Annotated in this window: 17 protein-coding genes; 9 read left to right on the top strand and 8 right to left on the bottom strand. The window is 73.7% G+C overall.

Annotated features, from left to right (window positions below; all coding sequences use genetic code 11):
• Positions 1 to 2: 2 nt before the first annotated feature.
• From M8316_RS00530 to M8316_RS00520, 3 genes are read right to left on the bottom strand one after another with little or no spacing between them, the layout of a single operon-like run.
• The gene (locus M8316_RS00530) at positions 3 to 368 is read right to left on the bottom strand and encodes a fluoride efflux transporter FluC (RefSeq protein ID WP_250051023.1); all 366 of its coding nucleotides are present in this window, start codon (positions 366 to 368) and stop codon (positions 3 to 5) included.
• On the bottom strand, positions 368 to 781 hold the full coding sequence (locus tag M8316_RS00525; protein WP_250051021.1) for a fluoride efflux transporter FluC: 414 nt from the start codon (positions 779 to 781) through the stop codon (positions 368 to 370). The genes M8316_RS00530 and M8316_RS00525 overlap by 1 nt, the downstream gene beginning before the upstream one ends.
• Before the next feature lie 37 nt (positions 782 to 818).
• A complete protein-coding gene (locus tag M8316_RS00520) occupies positions 819 to 1793 on the bottom strand; it encodes an ATP-binding protein (protein ID WP_250051019.1) in 975 nt (324 codons plus the stop codon).
• 331 nt (positions 1794 to 2124) lie between these two features.
• Between M8316_RS00520 and M8316_RS00515 the strand changes: the two genes are divergently transcribed.
• On the top strand, positions 2125 to 3609 hold the full coding sequence (locus M8316_RS00515; protein ID WP_250051017.1) for an NAD(P)/FAD-dependent oxidoreductase: 1485 nt from the start codon (positions 2125 to 2127) through the stop codon (positions 3607 to 3609).
• 91 nt (positions 3610 to 3700) lie between these two features.
• Here M8316_RS00515 and M8316_RS00510 read toward each other — a convergent pair whose 3' ends face one another.
• Complete coding sequence (locus tag M8316_RS00510) at positions 3701 to 4504, bottom strand: TetR/AcrR family transcriptional regulator (RefSeq protein ID WP_250051015.1); 804 nt, start codon at positions 4502 to 4504, stop codon at positions 3701 to 3703.
• 161 nt (positions 4505 to 4665) lie between these two features.
• Between M8316_RS00510 and M8316_RS00505 the strand changes: the two genes are divergently transcribed.
• From M8316_RS00505 to M8316_RS00480, 6 genes are all read left to right on the top strand, one after another.
• Positions 4666 to 5517: a 3-hydroxybutyryl-CoA dehydrogenase gene (locus tag M8316_RS00505; protein ID WP_308195932.1), complete on the top strand. Its 852-nt coding sequence runs from the start codon at positions 4666 to 4668 to the stop codon at positions 5515 to 5517.
• Between the two features lie 50 nt (positions 5518 to 5567).
• Positions 5568 to 6737, top strand: a complete 1170-nt coding sequence (locus M8316_RS00500; RefSeq protein ID WP_250051013.1) for an acyl-CoA dehydrogenase family protein — start codon at positions 5568 to 5570, stop codon at positions 6735 to 6737.
• 8 nt (positions 6738 to 6745) lie between these two features.
• A complete protein-coding gene (locus M8316_RS00495; RefSeq protein WP_250051004.1) occupies positions 6746 to 7921 on the top strand; it encodes a thiolase family protein in 1176 nt (391 codons plus the stop codon).
• A 2-nt stretch (positions 7922 to 7923) separates the two neighbouring features.
• A complete protein-coding gene (locus tag M8316_RS00490) occupies positions 7924 to 8304 on the top strand; it encodes a hypothetical protein (protein WP_250051002.1) in 381 nt (126 codons plus the stop codon).
• Positions 8305 to 8534: 230 nt separating this feature from the next.
• Positions 8535 to 10055 (top strand): MFS transporter, encoded by a 1521-nt coding sequence (locus M8316_RS00485; protein ID WP_250051000.1) that lies wholly within the window; start codon positions 8535 to 8537, stop codon positions 10053 to 10055.
• Between the two features lie 29 nt (positions 10056 to 10084).
• Positions 10085 to 10753, top strand: a complete 669-nt coding sequence (locus M8316_RS00480; protein WP_250050998.1) for a TetR/AcrR family transcriptional regulator — start codon at positions 10085 to 10087, stop codon at positions 10751 to 10753.
• 3 nt (positions 10754 to 10756) lie between these two features.
• On the opposite strand, the gene M8316_RS00475 is transcribed toward M8316_RS00480, so the two are convergent.
• Positions 10757 to 11455 (bottom strand): TetR/AcrR family transcriptional regulator, encoded by a 699-nt coding sequence (locus M8316_RS00475; RefSeq protein WP_250050996.1) that lies wholly within the window; start codon positions 11453 to 11455, stop codon positions 10757 to 10759.
• A gap of 130 nt (positions 11456 to 11585) precedes the next feature.
• Between M8316_RS00475 and M8316_RS00470 the strand changes: the two genes are divergently transcribed.
• Complete coding sequence (locus M8316_RS00470; protein ID WP_250050994.1) at positions 11586 to 12533, top strand: NAD-dependent epimerase/dehydratase family protein; 948 nt, start codon at positions 11586 to 11588, stop codon at positions 12531 to 12533.
• A gap of 24 nt (positions 12534 to 12557) precedes the next feature.
• On the opposite strand, the gene disA is transcribed toward M8316_RS00470, so the two are convergent.
• Together disA and radA are read right to left on the bottom strand one after the other, a co-directional pair.
• Positions 12558 to 13643 carry a DNA integrity scanning diadenylate cyclase DisA gene (gene disA, locus M8316_RS00465; RefSeq protein WP_250050992.1) on the bottom strand — a complete coding sequence of 362 codons (1086 nt, stop codon included), beginning with the start codon at positions 13641 to 13643 and terminating at the stop codon, positions 12558 to 12560.
• Between the two features lie 155 nt (positions 13644 to 13798).
• Positions 13799 to 15193, bottom strand: coding sequence for a DNA repair protein RadA (radA, locus tag M8316_RS00460; protein WP_250050990.1), 1395 nt, complete (start codon positions 15191 to 15193; stop codon positions 13799 to 13801).
• Positions 15194 to 15422: 229 nt separating this feature from the next.
• Here radA and M8316_RS00455 point away from each other — a divergent pair, with 229 nt between their 5' ends.
• The gene (locus M8316_RS00455; protein ID WP_250050986.1) at positions 15423 to 16472 is read left to right on the top strand and encodes a LacI family DNA-binding transcriptional regulator; all 1050 of its coding nucleotides are present in this window, start codon (positions 15423 to 15425) and stop codon (positions 16470 to 16472) included.
• 92 nt (positions 16473 to 16564) lie between these two features.
• Here the strand turns inward: M8316_RS00455 and M8316_RS00450 are convergent, their stop codons facing one another.
• A complete protein-coding gene (locus M8316_RS00450; RefSeq protein ID WP_250050984.1) occupies positions 16565 to 17299 on the bottom strand; it encodes a class I SAM-dependent methyltransferase in 735 nt (244 codons plus the stop codon).
• Between the last annotated feature and the right edge of the window lie 31 nt (positions 17300 to 17330).

The following is a 17330-nucleotide window of genomic DNA, read 5'->3' as shown; positions in this document are numbered from 1 at the left end:
GCTCAGGCCAGGGCCGTGCCCGCCACGAACCCCAGGCTGCACAGGGCCAGTGCCGGCACGAGCGTGACCAGCGCGTAGGTCGCGCCCCGCACGATGCCGGCGCCGTCGCGCGGGCTGGTCGGGTGGGAGTGGGTCTGCACCGCGAACGAGGAGTACGTCGAGAGCGCGCCGCAGAACCCGGTGCCGAGCAGGGCCGTGACCGTCCCCGAGAGGGCGAGACCGGTGAAGAGCCCGAGCAGCGTGGAGGCCACCAGGTTGGCCACGAGGGTGCCCCGGTGCAGCCCCGGGCGGTCGAAGACCTGGCCGAGCCAGTAGCGCAGCGGCGCGCCCGCGGCGGCACCCAGCGCGACGAGCAGCACGTCCGGCATCACTCGTCCCCGCCCTCGGCCTCGACGCGGGCCTGCTGGGCGCGGGTCGAGAGCCGGTCGGCCACCGCGACCGCGGCCACGGCGGCGAGCAGCGTCCCCACGACGTAGACCAGGCCGAGGAGCACCTGGCCGGAGGCCAGCAGCACGCGCGCCTGCTCGGAGGCGGTGGAGAGGGTGGTGAAGCCACCGAGCACCCCGGTGCCGATCCCGGCCGTGAGCAGCGGCCGGCGCCGCACGGCGGCGACCGCCGGGAGCAGGCCGAGGCCGAACGCCCCGCCCACGTTGATCGCGAAGGTGGTGCCGGGGAAGCCGGCGCCGTCCGGGGCGACCTCGCCCAGCCACCAGCGCAGCACGGCGCCGAGGGCTCCACCCACGGCGACGGCCAGCATCGCGGAAGGACGGGGAGCACTCACCCGACGATCCTAGGAACCACGGACGACGGCGGGGTGCTCACCCCGCGACCTGATCGCCCTCCAGCGTGGCGCTCGCCACGGAGCCGGGCAGCAGGGACGGCTCGGCGCCGGAGGCCTGGGCGGCCATCTCGGCCAGCAGCCAGGACTGGAAGTCACGCAGCCGCGCGTCGCGCGCGATCGTCAGCAGCCGCTGCTGGCGGCAGAACTCGTCGGCGAGGTCGAGCAGCGAGACCAGTCGACGCAGGTCGTCCACGGTGTCGACGCGGACGTCGACCTGGAGGTCGAGCAGGCCGGCGTGCTGGTCGACCACGACCCGCTCGGGGTCGGTGAGGAGGGGGCGCAGCGTCTGGTCCAGGACGGCCAGCACCTGGTCCAGCTCGTGGATCGCGGGGTAGGTGTCGCCGTGGGCCAGGGACAGCAGTCGCACCTCGCGGCGCAGGGCACCCTGCTGCACGCCGAGCGCGCGGAACAGGTCCGCGGGCAGGCCGCGCAGGTGCACGGGGCGGGTGGCGCCCTCCGGGTCGGTCGCCGTGCCGGCGTCCACGCCCGTGACGACGCCCCTCGGACCCTCGTGGTCCGCGACCTCGGGTGCGGGCGAGAACCACACGACCTTGCCGCGCGAGTCCAGGTCGACGTCCGCGCCCCAGGCCTCCGAGCAGCGGGCGACGATGTCGAGGCCCCGGCCGAAGGTCGCCAGCAGGTCGGCCTCCACGACGTCGACGGACGGCTCGGTCGGGGCGGCCGGGGAGGTCTCGTGCGGCAGGATCGGCGGCTCCGGCGAGCCGTCGTGCACCTCGACGCGAGGGTGCTGGCGGGTGCCGCGGACCCGGACCGAGATCGGCTCGAGGGAGTGGAGGACGGCGTTGGTGACCAGCTCGCTGACCGCGAGCTCCGCGGTCTCCAGGAGGTCGTCGCGCTCGATGTCGCGCAGCGTCTGCACGATCCAGCGACGCGCCTCGGCGACCGCCTGCGGGCCGGGCATCAGCCGGCGAGCGGGCCTGTTCAACGGCACGGGTGCTGCCTCCGACTGTTCCTCAGGCCGCGGTCCTGATCGCCGCGTGCCTCGTGACTCCATCCTCTGCTTGCCCTGCCGATGGGGAACACAAACCCCCCTCTAGACCTTTGTGAACTACGAGTGTCGCGCAACTCTGGTCGGGGGTGGCCATTACCCGACGAAGGGGCTCACCGCGACCCCGACGCGCAGCCGTGGCTGCGACCCGCGTCACATACCCGGCCCTCCATGCCCGGGGGGTAGTGCCGAACGGCCCGGGGACGAGCGAAACTGGCATGGGGTAGACCTGCGAACCGGCCCGTCGAGGGCCAGATGTGAAGGAGCAAAGCCGATGACGTCTGAGCAGCAGGCGCAGAACAAGACCACCCGACCCCTGAACGACTCCGGCAAGCATCGGGTGGTCGTCATCGGTTCCGGCTTCGGCGGCCTCTTCGGCACCAAGGAGCTGAAGCGGGCCGACGTCGAGATCACCATGATCGCCAAGACCTCGCACCACCTGTTCCAGCCGCTGCTGTACCAGGTGGCGACCGGCATCCTCTCCGAGGGCGAGATCGCGCCCTCGACCCGCGAGATCCTCTCCGACCAGAAGAACGCGCGCGTGCTCCTGGGCGAGGTCACCCACATCGACGTTGAGAACCGCACCGTCACCTCCGAGGTCCTCGGCCGCAAGACCGTCACCCCGTACGACTCCCTCCTCGTCGCCGCCGGCGCGGGCCAGTCCTACTTCGGCAACGACCACTTCGCCGAGTACGCCCCCGGCATGAAGTCCATCGACGACGCCCTCGAGCTGCGCGGCCGGATCTTCGGCGCCTTCGAGATGGCCGAGATCGGCGCGAGCCGTGGCGAGAACGTCGACCACCTGCTGACCTTCGTGGTCGTCGGTGCCGGCCCGACCGGTGTGGAGATGGCCGGCCAGATCGCCGAGCTCGCGCACCGGACCCTGAAGAAGGACTTCCGGGCGATCAACACCAAGACCGCTCGCGTCGTCCTGCTCGACGCCGCCCCGCAGGTGCTCCCGCCGTTCGGCGAGCAGCTCGGCGACAAGGCCAAGCGTGAGCTGGAGAAGCGCGGTGTCGAGGTCAAGCTCGGCGCCATGGTGACCGACGTCGACGAGCGCGGCGTGGAGATGAAGTACAAGGACGGCACCGTCGAGCGCATCGACTCCGTCGCCAAGATCTGGTCGGCCGGCGTCGCCGCCAGCCCCCTGGGCAAGATGCTCGGCGAGCAGACCGGCGCCGAGGTCGACCGCGCCGGCCGCATCTCCGTGAACCCCGACCTCACGCTGCCGGGCCACCCCGAGATCTTCGTGGTCGGCGACATGATGAGCCTGAACCGGCTGCCGGGCGTCGCCCAGGTCGCGATCCAGGGCGCGAAGTTCGCGGCCAAGGAGATCCAGGGCCGTCTCGAGGGCAAGCCGTCGCAGGGCTCGTTCCAGTACTTCGACAAGGGCTCGATGGCCACCATCAGCCGCTTCAGCGCCGTGGCGCTGATCGGCAAGCTGAAGCTCACGGGCTTCATCGCGTGGGCCATGTGGCTGGTCGTCCACCTCTTCTACATCACCGGCTTCAAGAACCGCGTCACCGCCGTGATGCACTGGTTCGTCTCCTTCCTCGGCCGCGGCCGCTCGGAGCGGACCACCACCGAGCAGCAGGTCTTCGGACGCTCCGCGCTGAAGCGGCTCGACCGCGGAGCGACGGACCTCATCTCCGACCCGGGCGTCTTCGACTCCCGGCGGGCCGAGCTGGAGAAGCAGGCCGCCGAGGAGGCCGCGCTGGCCGACGCCGGCCGCCGCGGTGCCGAGGTCAACGCCTCCTGACGCAGGCCCCCCTGCCGGCTCCCGCCGGCCCCGCACGCGACCGCCGTCCCTCCCCGGGTCGGCGGTCGCGACGTTCCGGAGGAGGCTGGGCTCACTCCAGGCCGAGCGCCTGACGCAGGGCCGGGAGCAGCGTGGCAGGGTCCTGCCCGGAGCGCAGGACGACGACGGTGCTGCCGTCGCCCGCCCCGCCACCTGCCCCGCCACCTGTCCCGCCACCCGCCCCGTCGGCCGGGCCGGCGACGAGCCCGGAGGCGACCGTGGCCATGGCCGCCGCGAAGTCCCGCCGAGCGCGCGCGTCCACCTCGGGGCCCGTCTCCTCGCTGCGCAGCCAGGCGCGCAGGACGTGGTTGTGCCCGGCCACCACGGCACCCGCGAGCAGCTCCGCGCGCAGGTCGCTGCCGGCCTCCTCGCCGGTCCAGCCCCGCAGTGCGTCGCGGAAGACCCGCTGGTAGCGCACGGTGCTGGCGGCCTCGCGGTCGCGCAGCGAGGAGACCTGACGGATGAGCCGGTACCGCGCCCGGGCGAGGTCGCCCTCGGCCAGGTAGTGCCCGAGCACCAGCCCGGTGGCCTCGGTGACGTCGGTGAGGGTGACCCGGTCCAGGGCCGCGTCCAGGCGCGCGTTCACGCGCGCGAGCACCTCGTCGTGGTCGGGGAAGACCACGTCCTCCTTCGTGCCGAACGCGCGGAAGAACGTGGTGCGGCCGACGCCGGCCGCGGCGGCGATCTCGCCGGTCGTCGTGGCCTCGAACCCCTGCTCCTCGAAGAGCCGGAACGCCGCGGCGCGCAGGCGGTCCCGGGCGGAGGCCGACGGGCTGGTCTGTGGGCTGGTCGACGGGCTGGTCGACGGGCTGGTCGACGGGGTGGTGGAGGCGCTGGGGGAGGTCGTCTCGCTCACGGTTGCTGGTCCTCTCGGGTGCTGCCGGGCCGGGGGCGGGCCCACGATGATGATCCACGCTCGACCAGCGGACGCCGACGCCCGATATTCAGGCAGCCGAATCTCTTGGTGATACGCAGTTCCAGGAGTACGGTACTCCGTACCAAGGAAAGGGGAGTGACGTGGGACACGTCGAGAAGGTCGGGGTCGTCGGGTGCGGCCTCATGGGAGCGGGCATCGCCGAGGTGTCCGCCCGGTCGGGGCTGGAGGTGCTGGTCGTCGAGTCCTCCCGGGCTGCGGCGGACGCGGGCCTGTCCCGGTTGGAGACCTCCCTCAAGCGGGCGGAGACGCGCGGCAAGATCGAGTCGGCCGCCGACGTCCTGGGCCGGATCTCCGTCGCCACCGACCTCGAGGCCCTCGCCGACCGAGACCTGGTGGTCGAGGCGATCGTCGAGGACGAGACCGCGAAGGTCGACCTCTTCCGCACCCTCGACCGGGTCGTCGCCTCCGAGGACGCGATCCTCGCGTCGAACACCTCCTCGATCCCGATCATGAAGCTCGGCACCGTCACGGGTCGCCCCGAGCAGGTCATCGGCATCCACTTCTTCAACCCGGTCCCCGTGCTGGCGCTCGTCGAGCTGGTGCCCAGCCTGCTGACCAGCGACGACACCACCGCCCGGGCCCGTGCCTTCGCGGCCGACCAGCTCGGCAAGCACCCGATCCTCAGCCAGGACCGGGCCGGCTTCGTCGTCAACCAGCTGCTCGTGCCGTTCATCCTCTCGGCGATCCGGATGCTCGAGTCCGGCTTCGCCTCTGCGGAGGACATCGACCAGGGCCTCGTCCTCGGCGCCGCGCACCCCCAGGGGCCGCTGGCGCTCGCGGACCTCATCGGCCTGGACACCACCAAGGCCGTCGCGGAGTCGCTGTACGAGGAGTTCAAGGAGCCCCTGTACGCCCCGCCGCCGCTGCTGGCCCGGATGGTCGACGCCGGCCTCCTGGGCCGCAAGACCGGCCGCGGCTTCTACACCTACTGACCCACACGCACCAGGCCCGCAGCCGCGGGCCAGGAGGAGACAGCACCACCATGTCCGACTTCCCCATGTACGGCCTCTCCGAGGAGCAGCAGGCGGTCCGCGAGGCCGTCCGCGAGCTGGCGGACGCGAAGATCGCGCCGCACGCCGCCGAGGTCGACGAGCAGGCGCGCTACCCGCACGAGGCGGCCGCGGCCCTCCAGGCGTCCGACTTCCACGCACCGCACGTGCCCGAGGAGTTCGGCGGCGCCGGCGCGGACGCGCTCTCCACCGTCATCGTGATCGAGGAGGTGGCGCGGGCCTGCGCCTCGTCCTCGCTGATCCCCGCGGTCAACAAGCTGGGCTCGCTGCCGCTGATGATCGCCGGCTCCGAGGAGCTCAAGAAGCACTACCTCGGCGCGCTCGCCCGCGGCGAGGGCGGCTTCTCCTACTGCCTTTCCGAGCCCGACGCCGGCTCCGACGCCGTGGCCATGAAGACCCGCGCGGTGCGCGACGGCGACCACTGGGTGCTCAACGGCACCAAGCGCTGGATCACCAACGCCGGCGAGTCCGAGTTCTACACGGTCATGGCCGTCACCGACCCCGACGCCCGCTCCAAGGGCATCTCCGCCTTCGTGGTGGAGAAGTCGGACGAGGGCGTCTCCTTCGGGGCGCCGGAGAAGAAGCTCGGCATCAAGGGCTCGCCCACCCGCGAGGTCTACCTCGACAACGTGCGCATCCCCGCCGACCGGATGATCGGCGCCGAGGGCACCGGCTTCGCCACCGCGATGAAGACGCTCGACCACACCCGCGTCACCATCGCCGCGCAGGCCGTCGGCATCGCCCAGGGCGCGCTGGACTACGCGCTCGGCTACGCCAAGGAGCGCCAGCAGTTCGGCAAGCCCATCGCCGACTTCCAGGGGCTGCAGTTCATGCTCGCCGACATGGGCATGAAGGTGGAGGCCGCCCGTCAGATGACCTACGCCGCCGCCGGACGCTCCGAGCGCGGCGACGCCGACCTGACGTTCTTCGGCGCGGCCGCCAAGGCGTTCGCCTCCGACACCGCCATGGCTGTCACCACCGACGCCGTCCAGGTGCTCGGCGGCTACGGCTTCACCCGCGACTACCCGGTCGAGCGGATGATGCGCGACGCGAAGATCACCCAGATCTACGAGGGCACCAACCAGGTGCAGCGCATCGTCATGGCCCGTCAGCTGCTCGCCGGCGTCCAGTCGGAGCTCTGAGCCCGGTCATGGCCGAGAAGATCCTGCTCGTCGACGGGGCACGCACGCCGGTCGGCTCGTTCGGCGGCGCGCTCAAGGACGTCCCCGCCCACGAGCTGGGTGCGGCCGCCGCCACCGCGGCGCTCGAGCGCTCCGGTGTGGCCCCCGAGGCCGTGCAGGAGGTCGTCATGGGCTGCATCGGCCAGGTCGGCCCGGACGCCTACAACGCCCGCCGGGTCGCGATCACGGCCGGGATGCCGAAGAGCACCCCGGCCTACACCGTCAACCGGCTCTGCGGCTCCGGGCTCCAGGCGCTGTGGTCGGCCGCGATGGAGATGCGCTGGAACGACCTCGACCTCACCGTCGCCGGCGGCGACGAGTCGATGTCGCGGATGCCGTTCTACGACTTCGGCGCCCGCAACGGCTACCGGCTCGGCGACCGTGCGCTCGTCGACGGCACCGTGATGATGCTGACCGACCCGTTCGGCGGCATCCACATGGGCGTCACCGCCGAGAACGTGGCCGAGAAGTACGGCGTCGGCCGCGAGGAGCAGGACGCCTTCGCGCTGCTCTCCCAGCAGCGCGCCGCCACCGACGCCGCGCAGTCCGCCTTCGCCGAGGAGATCGTGCCGGTCTCCTCGGGCGGACGCCGGCCCGTGAGCGTCGAGCGCGACGAGCACCCCAAGCCGGGCACCACCCTCGAGACGCTGGCCGGCCTGCGGCCCGCGTTCACGAAGGGCGGCTCGGTCACCGCCGGCAACGCCTCCGGCATCAACGACGGCGCTGCCGCCGTCGTCCTGGCTTCGGAGAGGGCCGTGTCCGAGCGCGGCCTGACCCCGATGGTGGAGCTGGTGGCCGTGGCCACCGGCGCCATGGAGCCCGAGCTCATGGGGTACGCCCCGGTGCTCGCGCTGCAGACCCTGTTCGAGAAGACGGGCACCAGCCCCTCGGACATCGGCACGATCGAGCTCAACGAGGCCTTCGCCTCCCAGGCGCTCGCGGTCATCCGCGACGCGAAGCTCGACCCCGAGCGGGTCAACCCCTACGGCGGAGCCATCGCGCTCGGTCACCCCGTGGGCGCCACCGGCGCGATCCTCTCCCTGAGGGCCGCGAAGGACATGGTGCGCCGCGATCTCGAGCTCGGCATCGTCACGATGTGCATCGGCGGCGGCCAGGCCCTGGCCGCCCTCTTCCGGAGGGTCTGAACATGACTGTCACCACCGTCCCCAGCGTTCCCACCACCCGCCTGCGGGCGCGGACGACGGCAGCGCCGGTGCGCCGCCCGTCGACCGGAGCCCCGGCGGCCCCCGCCGCCCCGGCCGCCCCCGGTGCCGAGCGTCCGCGCCGGCTCCCGGCCTGGTTCGTCACCGGCCCGATGATCGAGTTCACCGTGCACGGCGACCCGGTCTCCTCCGGGCTCGTGCACGCCAAGAAGCTGGGCACCACCGTCACCGCCTGCGGCATGCCGGCCCTGACCTGGGAGAAGGCCTACGAGCGGGCCTTCCCGCTCCCCGGCGCCCCTGCCTGCCGTGCCTGCCACGACGTGGTCGCCGCCCAGCTCGAGCGTCAGCGTCGCGGCCTGCGCTGAAGCCTGACTGCGGTCGAGGGGGTACGACCCACCACATTCGTGGTTCCCGCATCGGGAAACCACGAATGTGGTGGGTCGTACCCCCCCCCGGCTCCGGGCCGCCGGCCCCCCCCCCCGCCTGGGGTCCCCCGCGTCTCGCATCCGGAGTGGAATCGGGAAGCGGAGGAGTGGGTTCCGTTTAAGTGGAGGGCAGTCCTCCGCTTCACTCAGGAACCTCTCAAGGAGCACCCGTGACCCAGGCACCGGAGGCGGCACCGCCCGCCGCAGCACCCGGCGCGGACCGCCGCTGGCTGATCCTGGCCGTGCTCGGCCTCGCCCAGCTGGTCGTCGTCCTCGACGCCACCATCGTCAACATCGCCCTCCCCGACGCCCAGACCGACCTGGGCTTCGACGACGCCGCCCGCCAGTGGATCGTCACCGGCTACTCGCTGGCCTTCGGCTCGCTGCTGCTGCTCGGCGGCCGCCTCACGGGCATCCTCGGGCGCCGCAACACGCTGATGATCGGCGCGATCGGCTTCGCGCTGGCCAGCGCCGTTGGCGGGGCCGCCCCGTCCTTCGAGGTGCTCGTCGCCGCCCGCGTGGCGCAGGGCGTCTTCGGCGCGCTGCTCGCCCCGTCCGTGCTCTCGCTGATGACGGTGACCTTCGCCGGCAGCAAGGACCGCGACAAGGCCTTCGCCGTCTTCGGCTCCATCGCCGGTGGTGGCGGTGGCATCGGCCTGCTGCTCGGTGGCGCGCTGACGTCCTGGGTCTCGTGGCGCTGGTGCATGTACGTCAACCTCGTGATGGTCGCGATCGTCGTCGTCGGCGCGCTGGTCTTCATCCCGAAGCAGCCCCGCGACCCCGGCGGCAACCACCTCGACCTGCGCGGCGCGGTCCTCTCCGTGCTCGGCGTCTTCGCCCTCGTGCTCGGCTTCGCCCAGTCCGAGACTGACGGCTGGGCCTCGGTGACCTCGTGGGGCTCGCTGGCCGCCGGCGTCGTCCTGCTCGGCCTGTTCGTCTGGGCCGAGAACCGCAGCGACCACCCGCTGCTGCCCATGCGCGTCCTGCTCGACCGCACCCGCGCCGCGTCCTACCTGACCGTGCTCATCGCCGCGGTCTCGATGTTCGGCGTCTTCCTCTTCCTCACCTACTACCTCCAGTCGTCGCTGGGGTACTCGGCGATCAGGTCCGGCGTCGCGTTCCTGCCGATGATCGGCTCGATCCTCGTCACCGCCCCCGTCATCGGCAGCATGCTGCGCCCCCGCGTCGGGCCGCGCCCGCTGGTGCCGACCGGCGCCGTGATCGCCGCGATCGGCATGCTCTGGCTCAGCCGGATCGGCGTCGACACCTCCTACGCCACCCACGTCCTGCCGGGCCTGATCCTGTTCGGCGTCGGCATGGGCTTCGTGTTCTCGAACGCCATGAGCTCCGCGACCGACAACGTCCGACGCGAGGACGCCGGCGTGGCCAGTGCGGTCGTCAACACCTCCCAGCAGGTCGGCGGCTCGATCGGCACCTCGCTGCTCTCCAGCGTCGCCGCCTCGGCGGCCACGGCCTACGCGGCCGACCACGCGGGTGCGGCGGACGTGGCGGCAGCCGCGGCCGTGCACAGCTACGGGGTGGCCTTCCTCTGGTCGGCCGGGTTCTTCCTGGTGGCCGCCGTGATCGCCGCCGTCCTGTACCCCTCGGGCAGGCCCGCCAGTGACCGCACGCCCGACGAGGTCGGACCGCACGGCGGCAAGCACGAGCGCGTGCCCGAGCACGTGGCCTGACCCGCGGTGCTCCTGAGTAGGGTCCCGGCATGGCTCTGAGGGCGGACGCGGCGGCGAACCGGGAGCGGCTCCTGGTGGCCGCGCGCGAGGTGTTCGCCGAGCGCGGCCTGGAGTCGACGATGACCGAGGTGGCCCGCCGGGCCGGCGTGGGGGTGGGGACCCTCTACCGGAGGTTCCCCACCCGCGCCGACCTGGTGCTCGCGGTGGCCGGCGAGCGACTCGTGGGGCTCCTGGCCACCGCCGAGGAGGCCCTCGCGCTCGAGGACGGCTGGGAGGGCTTCCTGCTGCTCCTGCGCACCATGGTGGACGCCTTCGGCGAGGACCGGGCCCTGCGCGAGCTGGTCATGCAGACCAAGGCGGACGGCCTGCCGACAGAGCTCGCGACGCAGGCTCGGGAGAGTGCCGACCGGCTCCGGGTGGCCTTCGCCGCCGTCGTCGACCGGGCCCACGCCGAGGGTGGGTTGAACCCGCGCTTCGCCGCCGCCGACATGCCGGTGCTCGTCTCGGCGCTGCTGGCGGCCCGGGAGTTCGGTGCCGGCGTCCGCGACGACCTGGACCGGCGCCTGGTCGGCCTCATGGTCGAGGGGCTGCGCCCCGACGCGTCGGCGCACGGCAGCGCGGCGCGCTTCACCGAGGTGCCGCCGCTCGGTGAGGGCGACCTGCGGGCGTTGCTGCGGCGCCGGCACCTGGAGACCTGAGCCTCAGCCGCCGAAGGACTCCTCGAGGCGCCCGAGCAGGTGCTCGAACCACGCCTCCGGGTCGAGCACGGCGTTGTTGAAGTGCCCGAACAGCTCCAGCGAGACGGCGCCGACCAGCGCCGACCAGGTGCCGAGCCCGTCGGCGGTCCGGCCCGGCAGCAGGGGTGGCTGCACCGCGTGCGACACCGGCGCCAGCGAGGCGGCCAGGTCGTCACCGAGGGTCGGAGGGACGGCGGCGTCCGGCCGCGCCTGGGCGGCAGCCAAGGTCTCCAGGAACGGGGCGACGACGCGGGTGGCGGGGCCGACCGTGTCGGCCGGCGCGACGTATCCGGGCACGGGGCTGCCGTAGAGCAGCGCCCACCGGTGCGGCTGTGCGCGCGCCCAGTCGCGCAGCGCGCGGCCCAGCGCGCGGAACCTGCCGCTGACGTCGTCCTCGGCCAGGGGCTCCTGGCTGGCCTCGAGGGCGGCGGCGAGGTCCTCGTACCCCTCGACCAGCAGCAGGGTGAGCAGCGCGTCGCGGGAGTCCACGTAGCGGTAGACGGCGCTGGAGGCCATGCCCAGGTCGCGCGCCACGGCCCGCAGGGAGAGCGCCGCCGGCCCGACCTCGACCAGCTGACGCCCGGCGCTGGCGAGGATCTCGCGGGTGAGCTCGACGCGGGCGCGCTCGCGGGCCGTGCGGGGCGCGGGGGCGGGCTCGGACATGGGCTCATCGTCCCGGACCAGAGCACTGGACGCAAACAAGAGCAGTGCTCTTGCTTTTGTCCGACCGGCGGCGCATGCTCGAGAAGTGAGAGCACTGCTCTCGACCATGAGCACTGATCTGGAGGAAACGATGAGCACGTACGTGGTGGTGGGGGCCGGCCCGGTGGGCCGGGCGACGGCGAGGGTGCTGGCCGAGCGCGGGGAGGAGGTGCTGCTGGCCAGCCGCAGCGGGCGGGGCGAGGACCTGGCTGGCGTGCGGCGGGTCGCCGTCGACGCCGCGGACGCCGACGCCCTGACCGCGCTGGTCGAGGGCTCGACGGCGTTCTACAACTGCGTGAACCCCGGCGACTACACGCAGTGGGACGAGGCGTGGCCCCCGGTCGCGGCCGCGCTGCTGACCGCGGCGGAGAGGACCGGCGCGCTGCTGGCCGTGACCGGCAACCTCTACCCCTACGGCCCGGTCGACGGGCCGATGCACGAGGGCCTGCCCGACCGGCCCAACGGGCACAAGTCCGCGCTGCGCGCCCGGATGAGCGCCGACGCGTTCGCCGCCCACGAGGCGGGCCGGGCCCGGGTCGTCGAGGTCCGAGCGTCCGACTACACCGGCGTCGGGGTCGGCGACAACGGCCACCTCACCCTGGCAGGCCGCATGGCGCTCGGTGGCCGCACCGCGTGGATGCTCGGCGACCCCGGGACCCGCCACTCCTGGACCGACGTCCGCGACGTCGCCCGCGCCCTCGTCGCCGTCACCGACCACCCCTCGACGTGGGGTCGGGTCTGGCACGCGCCCACCCACGAGGCGGTCTCCGGCCGGGACGCGGTGGCCGACCTCTGCCGCGCCGCCGGACTGCCCGTGAAGCCGGTGCGGGGCTTCCCGCCCGGCACCCTTGCCGTGGGTGGCCTGGTGGTGCCGCTGCTGCGCGAGCTGCGGGAGACGGCCTACCAGTTCCGTCGCGACTACCTGCTGGACAGCAGCGCGATCACCCGCGAGCTCGGCCTCGAGCCGACCCCGTGGGAGGAGTCGTGCCGGGCCACCGCGGCCTCGCTGCTCGGCACGCCGGAGCCGGCCCTGCGCTGACCTGCTCGACCTCCCACGGTCGGCTCAGACGTAGCGCTCGAGGATCGTCGACTCCGCGAGCCGGGAGAGGCCCTCGCGCACGCTGCGTGCCCGCAGCTCACCCACGCCCTCGACGGCCTGGAGGTCGTCGATGCCGGCGGCGAGCAGCTTCTGCAGGCTGCCGAAGTGGTCGACCAGCCGGTCCACCACGGCGCCCGGCAGCCGCGGCACCTTGGCCAGCAGCCGGTACCCGCGCGGGGTCACGGCGCCGTCGAGGTGCTCGCCGTTGCCGAGGCCGAGGATGCGTGCCGCGGCGGCGGGGTCGACCAGCTCGGTGCCGGAGAGGGCGGCCATCGCGGCCAGCGGGCCGTCGGGGGACTCCTCGCGACGGTCGGCGGGCAGGTAGTCGCGGACGATCAGCTCGCGCTCGGCGTCGACACCGGTCACGAGCTCCTCCAGCTGGAGGGAGAGCAGGCGGCCGTCGGTGCCCAGCTCGAGCACGTAGTCCTCGATCTCGCGGGCGATCCGGGTGACCATCTCGAGCCGCTGGGCCACGACAGCCACGTCGCGGACGGTGGCGAGGTCCTCGATCTCCAGCGCGGAGAGCGTGCTGGTCACCTCGTCCAGGCGCATCTTGTAGCGCTCGAGCGTGGCCAGGGCCTGGTTGGCGCGGGAGAGGATCTGCCCGGAGTCCTCCAGGACGTGCCGGGTCTCGCCCACGTAGGCGGCGATGATCTGCATCGACTGCGACACCGAGATCACCGGGTGCCCGGTCTGGCGCGCCACCCGGTCCGCGGTGCGGTGGCGGGTGCCGGTCTCGCTGGAGGGCAGTGTGTGGTCGGGCATGAGGTGCACGGCCGCGCGCAGGATGCGCGTGAGGTCGGCGTTCACGATGATCGCGCCGTCCATCTTGGCCAGCTCGCGCAGCCCGGTGGCGGTGAAGGGGACGTCGAGGGTGAACCCGCCGGTGGCGATGCCCTCGACGACGCGGTCGTGCCCCAGGACGACGAGCGCGCCGGTCCGACCGCGCAGGATGCGCTCGAGCCCGTCGCGCAGCGGGGTGCCCGGGGCGATCTTGGCGAGCGTGCTCCGCAGACGAAGCACGTCGTCCGAGCGTTCGGTGGTGGGCACGGTCCTCCTCGGAGGCGAGCATCAGCGGGGGGCGACCGCGGGGCGGGTGCCGCCCGGGGTCGATGAGGGAAGTGTACGGCGCGCCGCTGGACGGATCCTGGCAGGAACCTGCGCCCGGACGGCCCCGGACAACCGGTGGCCGGCAGGCGATCTGCTCAGGTCTCGCGCTGGAGGTTCAGTCCCACGAGGGCCAGGGCCTGGCGCACCGACGGCGCCTCCGCCACCGCCATGCCCTCGACCTCGCGTCGGCGTGGCCCCTTGCTCCCCGGCTCGGGCGGCACGATGGCCATCGAGAAGCCCAGGCGGGCCGCCTCGGCCAGCCGCTGGGGCAGGTCGCGGACCCGGCGCAGCTCCCCGGAGAGGCCGATCTCGCCGATCGCCACCAGCCCCGAGCCGGGGGTCTCCCCGCGCAGCGACGAGGTCAGTGCCAGCGCCACCGCCAGGTCGCTGGCCGGCTCGTGCAGCCGCGCGCCGCCGACCGTGGAGGCGAAGACGTCCTGCTTGTGCATCCGCATGCCGCAGTGCTTCTCCAGCACCGCCACCACCATCGCGACGCGGGCGGAGTCCAGCCCCGAGAACGTGCGCCGCGGCTTCTCCAGCGGGGAGTCGGAGACCAGCGCCTGCACCTCGGCCAGGAGCGGACGCCGCCCCTCCATCGTCACGGCCACGCAGGTGCCCGGCACCGGGGCGTGGTGCTGCTCCACGAACAGGCCGGTGGGATCGGTGACCGCGAGGATGCCGGACTGGGCGAGCTCGAAGCAGCCCACCTCGTCCACCGGGCCGAAGCGGTTCTTCATCGCCCGCACCATGCGGAAGCGGGAGTTGCGGTCGCCCTCGAAGTGCAGCACCACGTCGACCAGGTGCTCCAGCACCCGGGGCCCCGCGATCGAGCCGTCCTTGGTGACGTGGCCGACCAGCACGGTGGTGATGTTGCGGGTCTTGGCGACCCGGATCAGCGCCGCGGCGACCTCCTTGACCTGCGTGACGCCGCCCGGCACCCCGTCGACGCCCGCGGCGCCGATGGTCTGCACGGAGTCGACGACCAGCAGCTCGGGCCGCGTCTCCTCGATGTGGGTCAGGAGCGCGCCGAGGTCGGTCTCGGCCGCCAGGAAGAGCTCGTCCTGCACGGAGCCCGTGCGGTCGGCGCGCAGGCGCACCTGGGAGGCCGACTCCTCGCCGGTCACGTAGAGGGTGCGGCGGCGGTACCGGGCCGTCTGGGCCGCCACCTCGAGCAGCAGCGTCGACTTGCCGACGCCGGGCTCGCCCGCCAGCAGGATCGCGGCGCCGGGCACCAGCCCGCCACCGAGCACCCTGTCCAGCTCCGGCACGCCCGAGGACCGGAACGCGGACTCCTCGACGGAGACCTGGCCGATCGGCACCGCCGGCCTGGCGACGGGGGCCGCCTCGGTGCGCGGGGTGGGGGAGGTCGCGGCCTCGGCCACCGAGCCCCAGGCCTGGCACTCGCCGCAGCGCCCCACCCACTTCACCGTCTCCCAGCCGCACTCGGAGCAGCGGTAGGCCGGGCGGGAGCGGGAGGTGGAGCGAGCCATGCCGCACACGGTAGGGGTCGGCGCCGACACCGCCGCGCGCGGCACAACCACGCAGGAGGGGGAAGGGGGAGGAGGGGCCGCCGTCCGCGCCCCCCTGCGGCGCAGGTCACGCCGCGGACGCCGGTGCGCCGATATGCTCCCGCGACAGAGGAGTGACCCGGCGCACAGCAGCGCGGTCGCACAGCAGCGGGACGGCCCGGCAGGGCGGACCACCAGGGAGGGAGGTCGCGTGGCGCGCTCGGGCTCTCGGCCGTCGTCCGGACCGCCCACGCTGGCGGACGTCGCGGAGCGCGCGGGGGTCTCGCGGCAGACGGTCTCCAACGCGGTCAACAACCCCGACCTGCTGCGCGCCGACACCCTGGCGCGGGTGCAGACCGCCATCACCGAGCTCGGGTACCTGCCCAACCGGGCGGCCCGCAGCCTGCGCACCCGCACCTCCCACCTGATCGGGCTGCGCATCCAGCCCGCGCAGGAGGGCACGGCGAACGCCACGATGGACCGCTTCGTCCACTCGCTCGTGGAGACCTCCAAGGAGGCCGGCTACCACGTCCTGCTCTTCACCGGCGACCCCGCGGACCCGCTGGCCGGCTACGACGACCTGCTCCGCTCCACCGCGGTCGACGCCTTCGTCGTCACCGACACCTACCTCGGCAACCCGCAGGCCGGCTGGCTCGACCAGCGCCGCGCGCCCTTCGTCGCGTTCGGCCGCCCGTGGGAGGCCACGCACGGCGCGCACGCCTGGGTGGACGTCGACGGGGCCGCCGGGGTCGCGCTGGCCACCGAGCACCTCCTCGACAAGGGCCACACCCGGGTCGCGTGGATCGGCTGGCGCAAGGACTCGCCCATCGGCGAGGACCGCCGCTCCGGCTGGGTGCGCGCGATGCACGAGCGCGGCCTGCCCACCACCGGCCTGGCCTCCCGCGTCGAGGACACGGTGGTCTCCGGCCGCAGCGCCGCCGAGGTCCTCCTGGACGAGGCGGAGCCGACCGCGTTCGTGTGCGCCTCCGACACCCTCGCGGTGGGCGTGCTGCACGCCCTGCACGAGCGGGGCCTGCGCGCGGGGGACGACGTGGCGGTGGTCGGCTTCGACGACAGCCAGGTCGCCCAGGTCGTCCGCCCCGGCCTCTCCTCGGTGCGCCAGCCGCTGGAGCAGGTGGCGGTCGAGATCGTCGCGACGCTGGAGGGGCTGCTCTCGCACCCGCCCGTGCCGCAGGCGCACGGGGTGCTCCTGGAGCCGACGCTGGAGGTGCGGGACTCCTCCGGCCCGGTCCGGGGCTGAGGTCGGCGGTCGGGTGGTCTCGACGCGCGCTCGTCGCCGGGGCTCCTCGCTGCTCGACCACCGGGACGGCGCGACCACCCGGAGGCGACCACTCAGTACGTGCGGGAGAAGACGTTCACCGCGTAGTCGACGCTGAGCGTGCCGGCGGCCCGCTGCTCCGCGAGCGCCTCGTCCGCGACGGTGCCGGGCAGCTCGATGCGCACCACGGCCTCGAGGTCCTCCCAGGCGTCGAACTCCCACCGCACCATCACGGGCTCGCGGTGGAAGCCCTGGTCGGCCCAGAACCGCTCGACCACGTGGGCGGCGGAGAACTCGGGGTAGCCGCGGCGGAACCACGAGCCGAAGGTGGAGCGGGTGGGGTCGTTGTCGATGACGAGCGCCGTGCCGCCGGGTCGCACGACCCGCGCCAGCTCGGCCAGCCCGGGCTCGCAGCCGGGGCCGAAGAAGTAGGCCCAGCGGGCGTGCACGACGTCGACGGAGGCGTCCGGCAGCCCGGTGGCCTGGGCGGTGCCCTCGAGGACGCGGACGGTGCGCAGCGCCCGCAGCCGCCGGGTGCGGCGGGCGGCGATGGCGCGCAGGTCGGGGTGCGGCTCGACGCCGGTGACGGTGCGCGCGGTGCGGGCGAACCGGGGCAGGTGGAACCCGCTGCCGCAGCCGAGGTCGAGGACGTCGGCGCCGGCCCAGTCGTGCACGGCGCGCATCGCGGCCTCGATCAGGCCGTCGGGGTCGACGGCCCGGTTCTCGATCTCGTAGACCTCGGTGTGGTGCCAGATGTTCGGGCTCGGCACCGCACCGTCGGGGAGCCGCTCACGCAGCTCCTCGGGCACCCCGGTCCACAGCTGCTGGCCGGGGCCGGAG

It is taken from the genome of Nocardioides bruguierae, assembly GCF_023554635.1.
GTDB lineage: Bacteria > Actinomycetota > Actinomycetes > Propionibacteriales > Nocardioidaceae > Nocardioides > Nocardioides bruguierae.
This window is presented reverse-complemented; position numbering and strand designations above follow the sequence as displayed.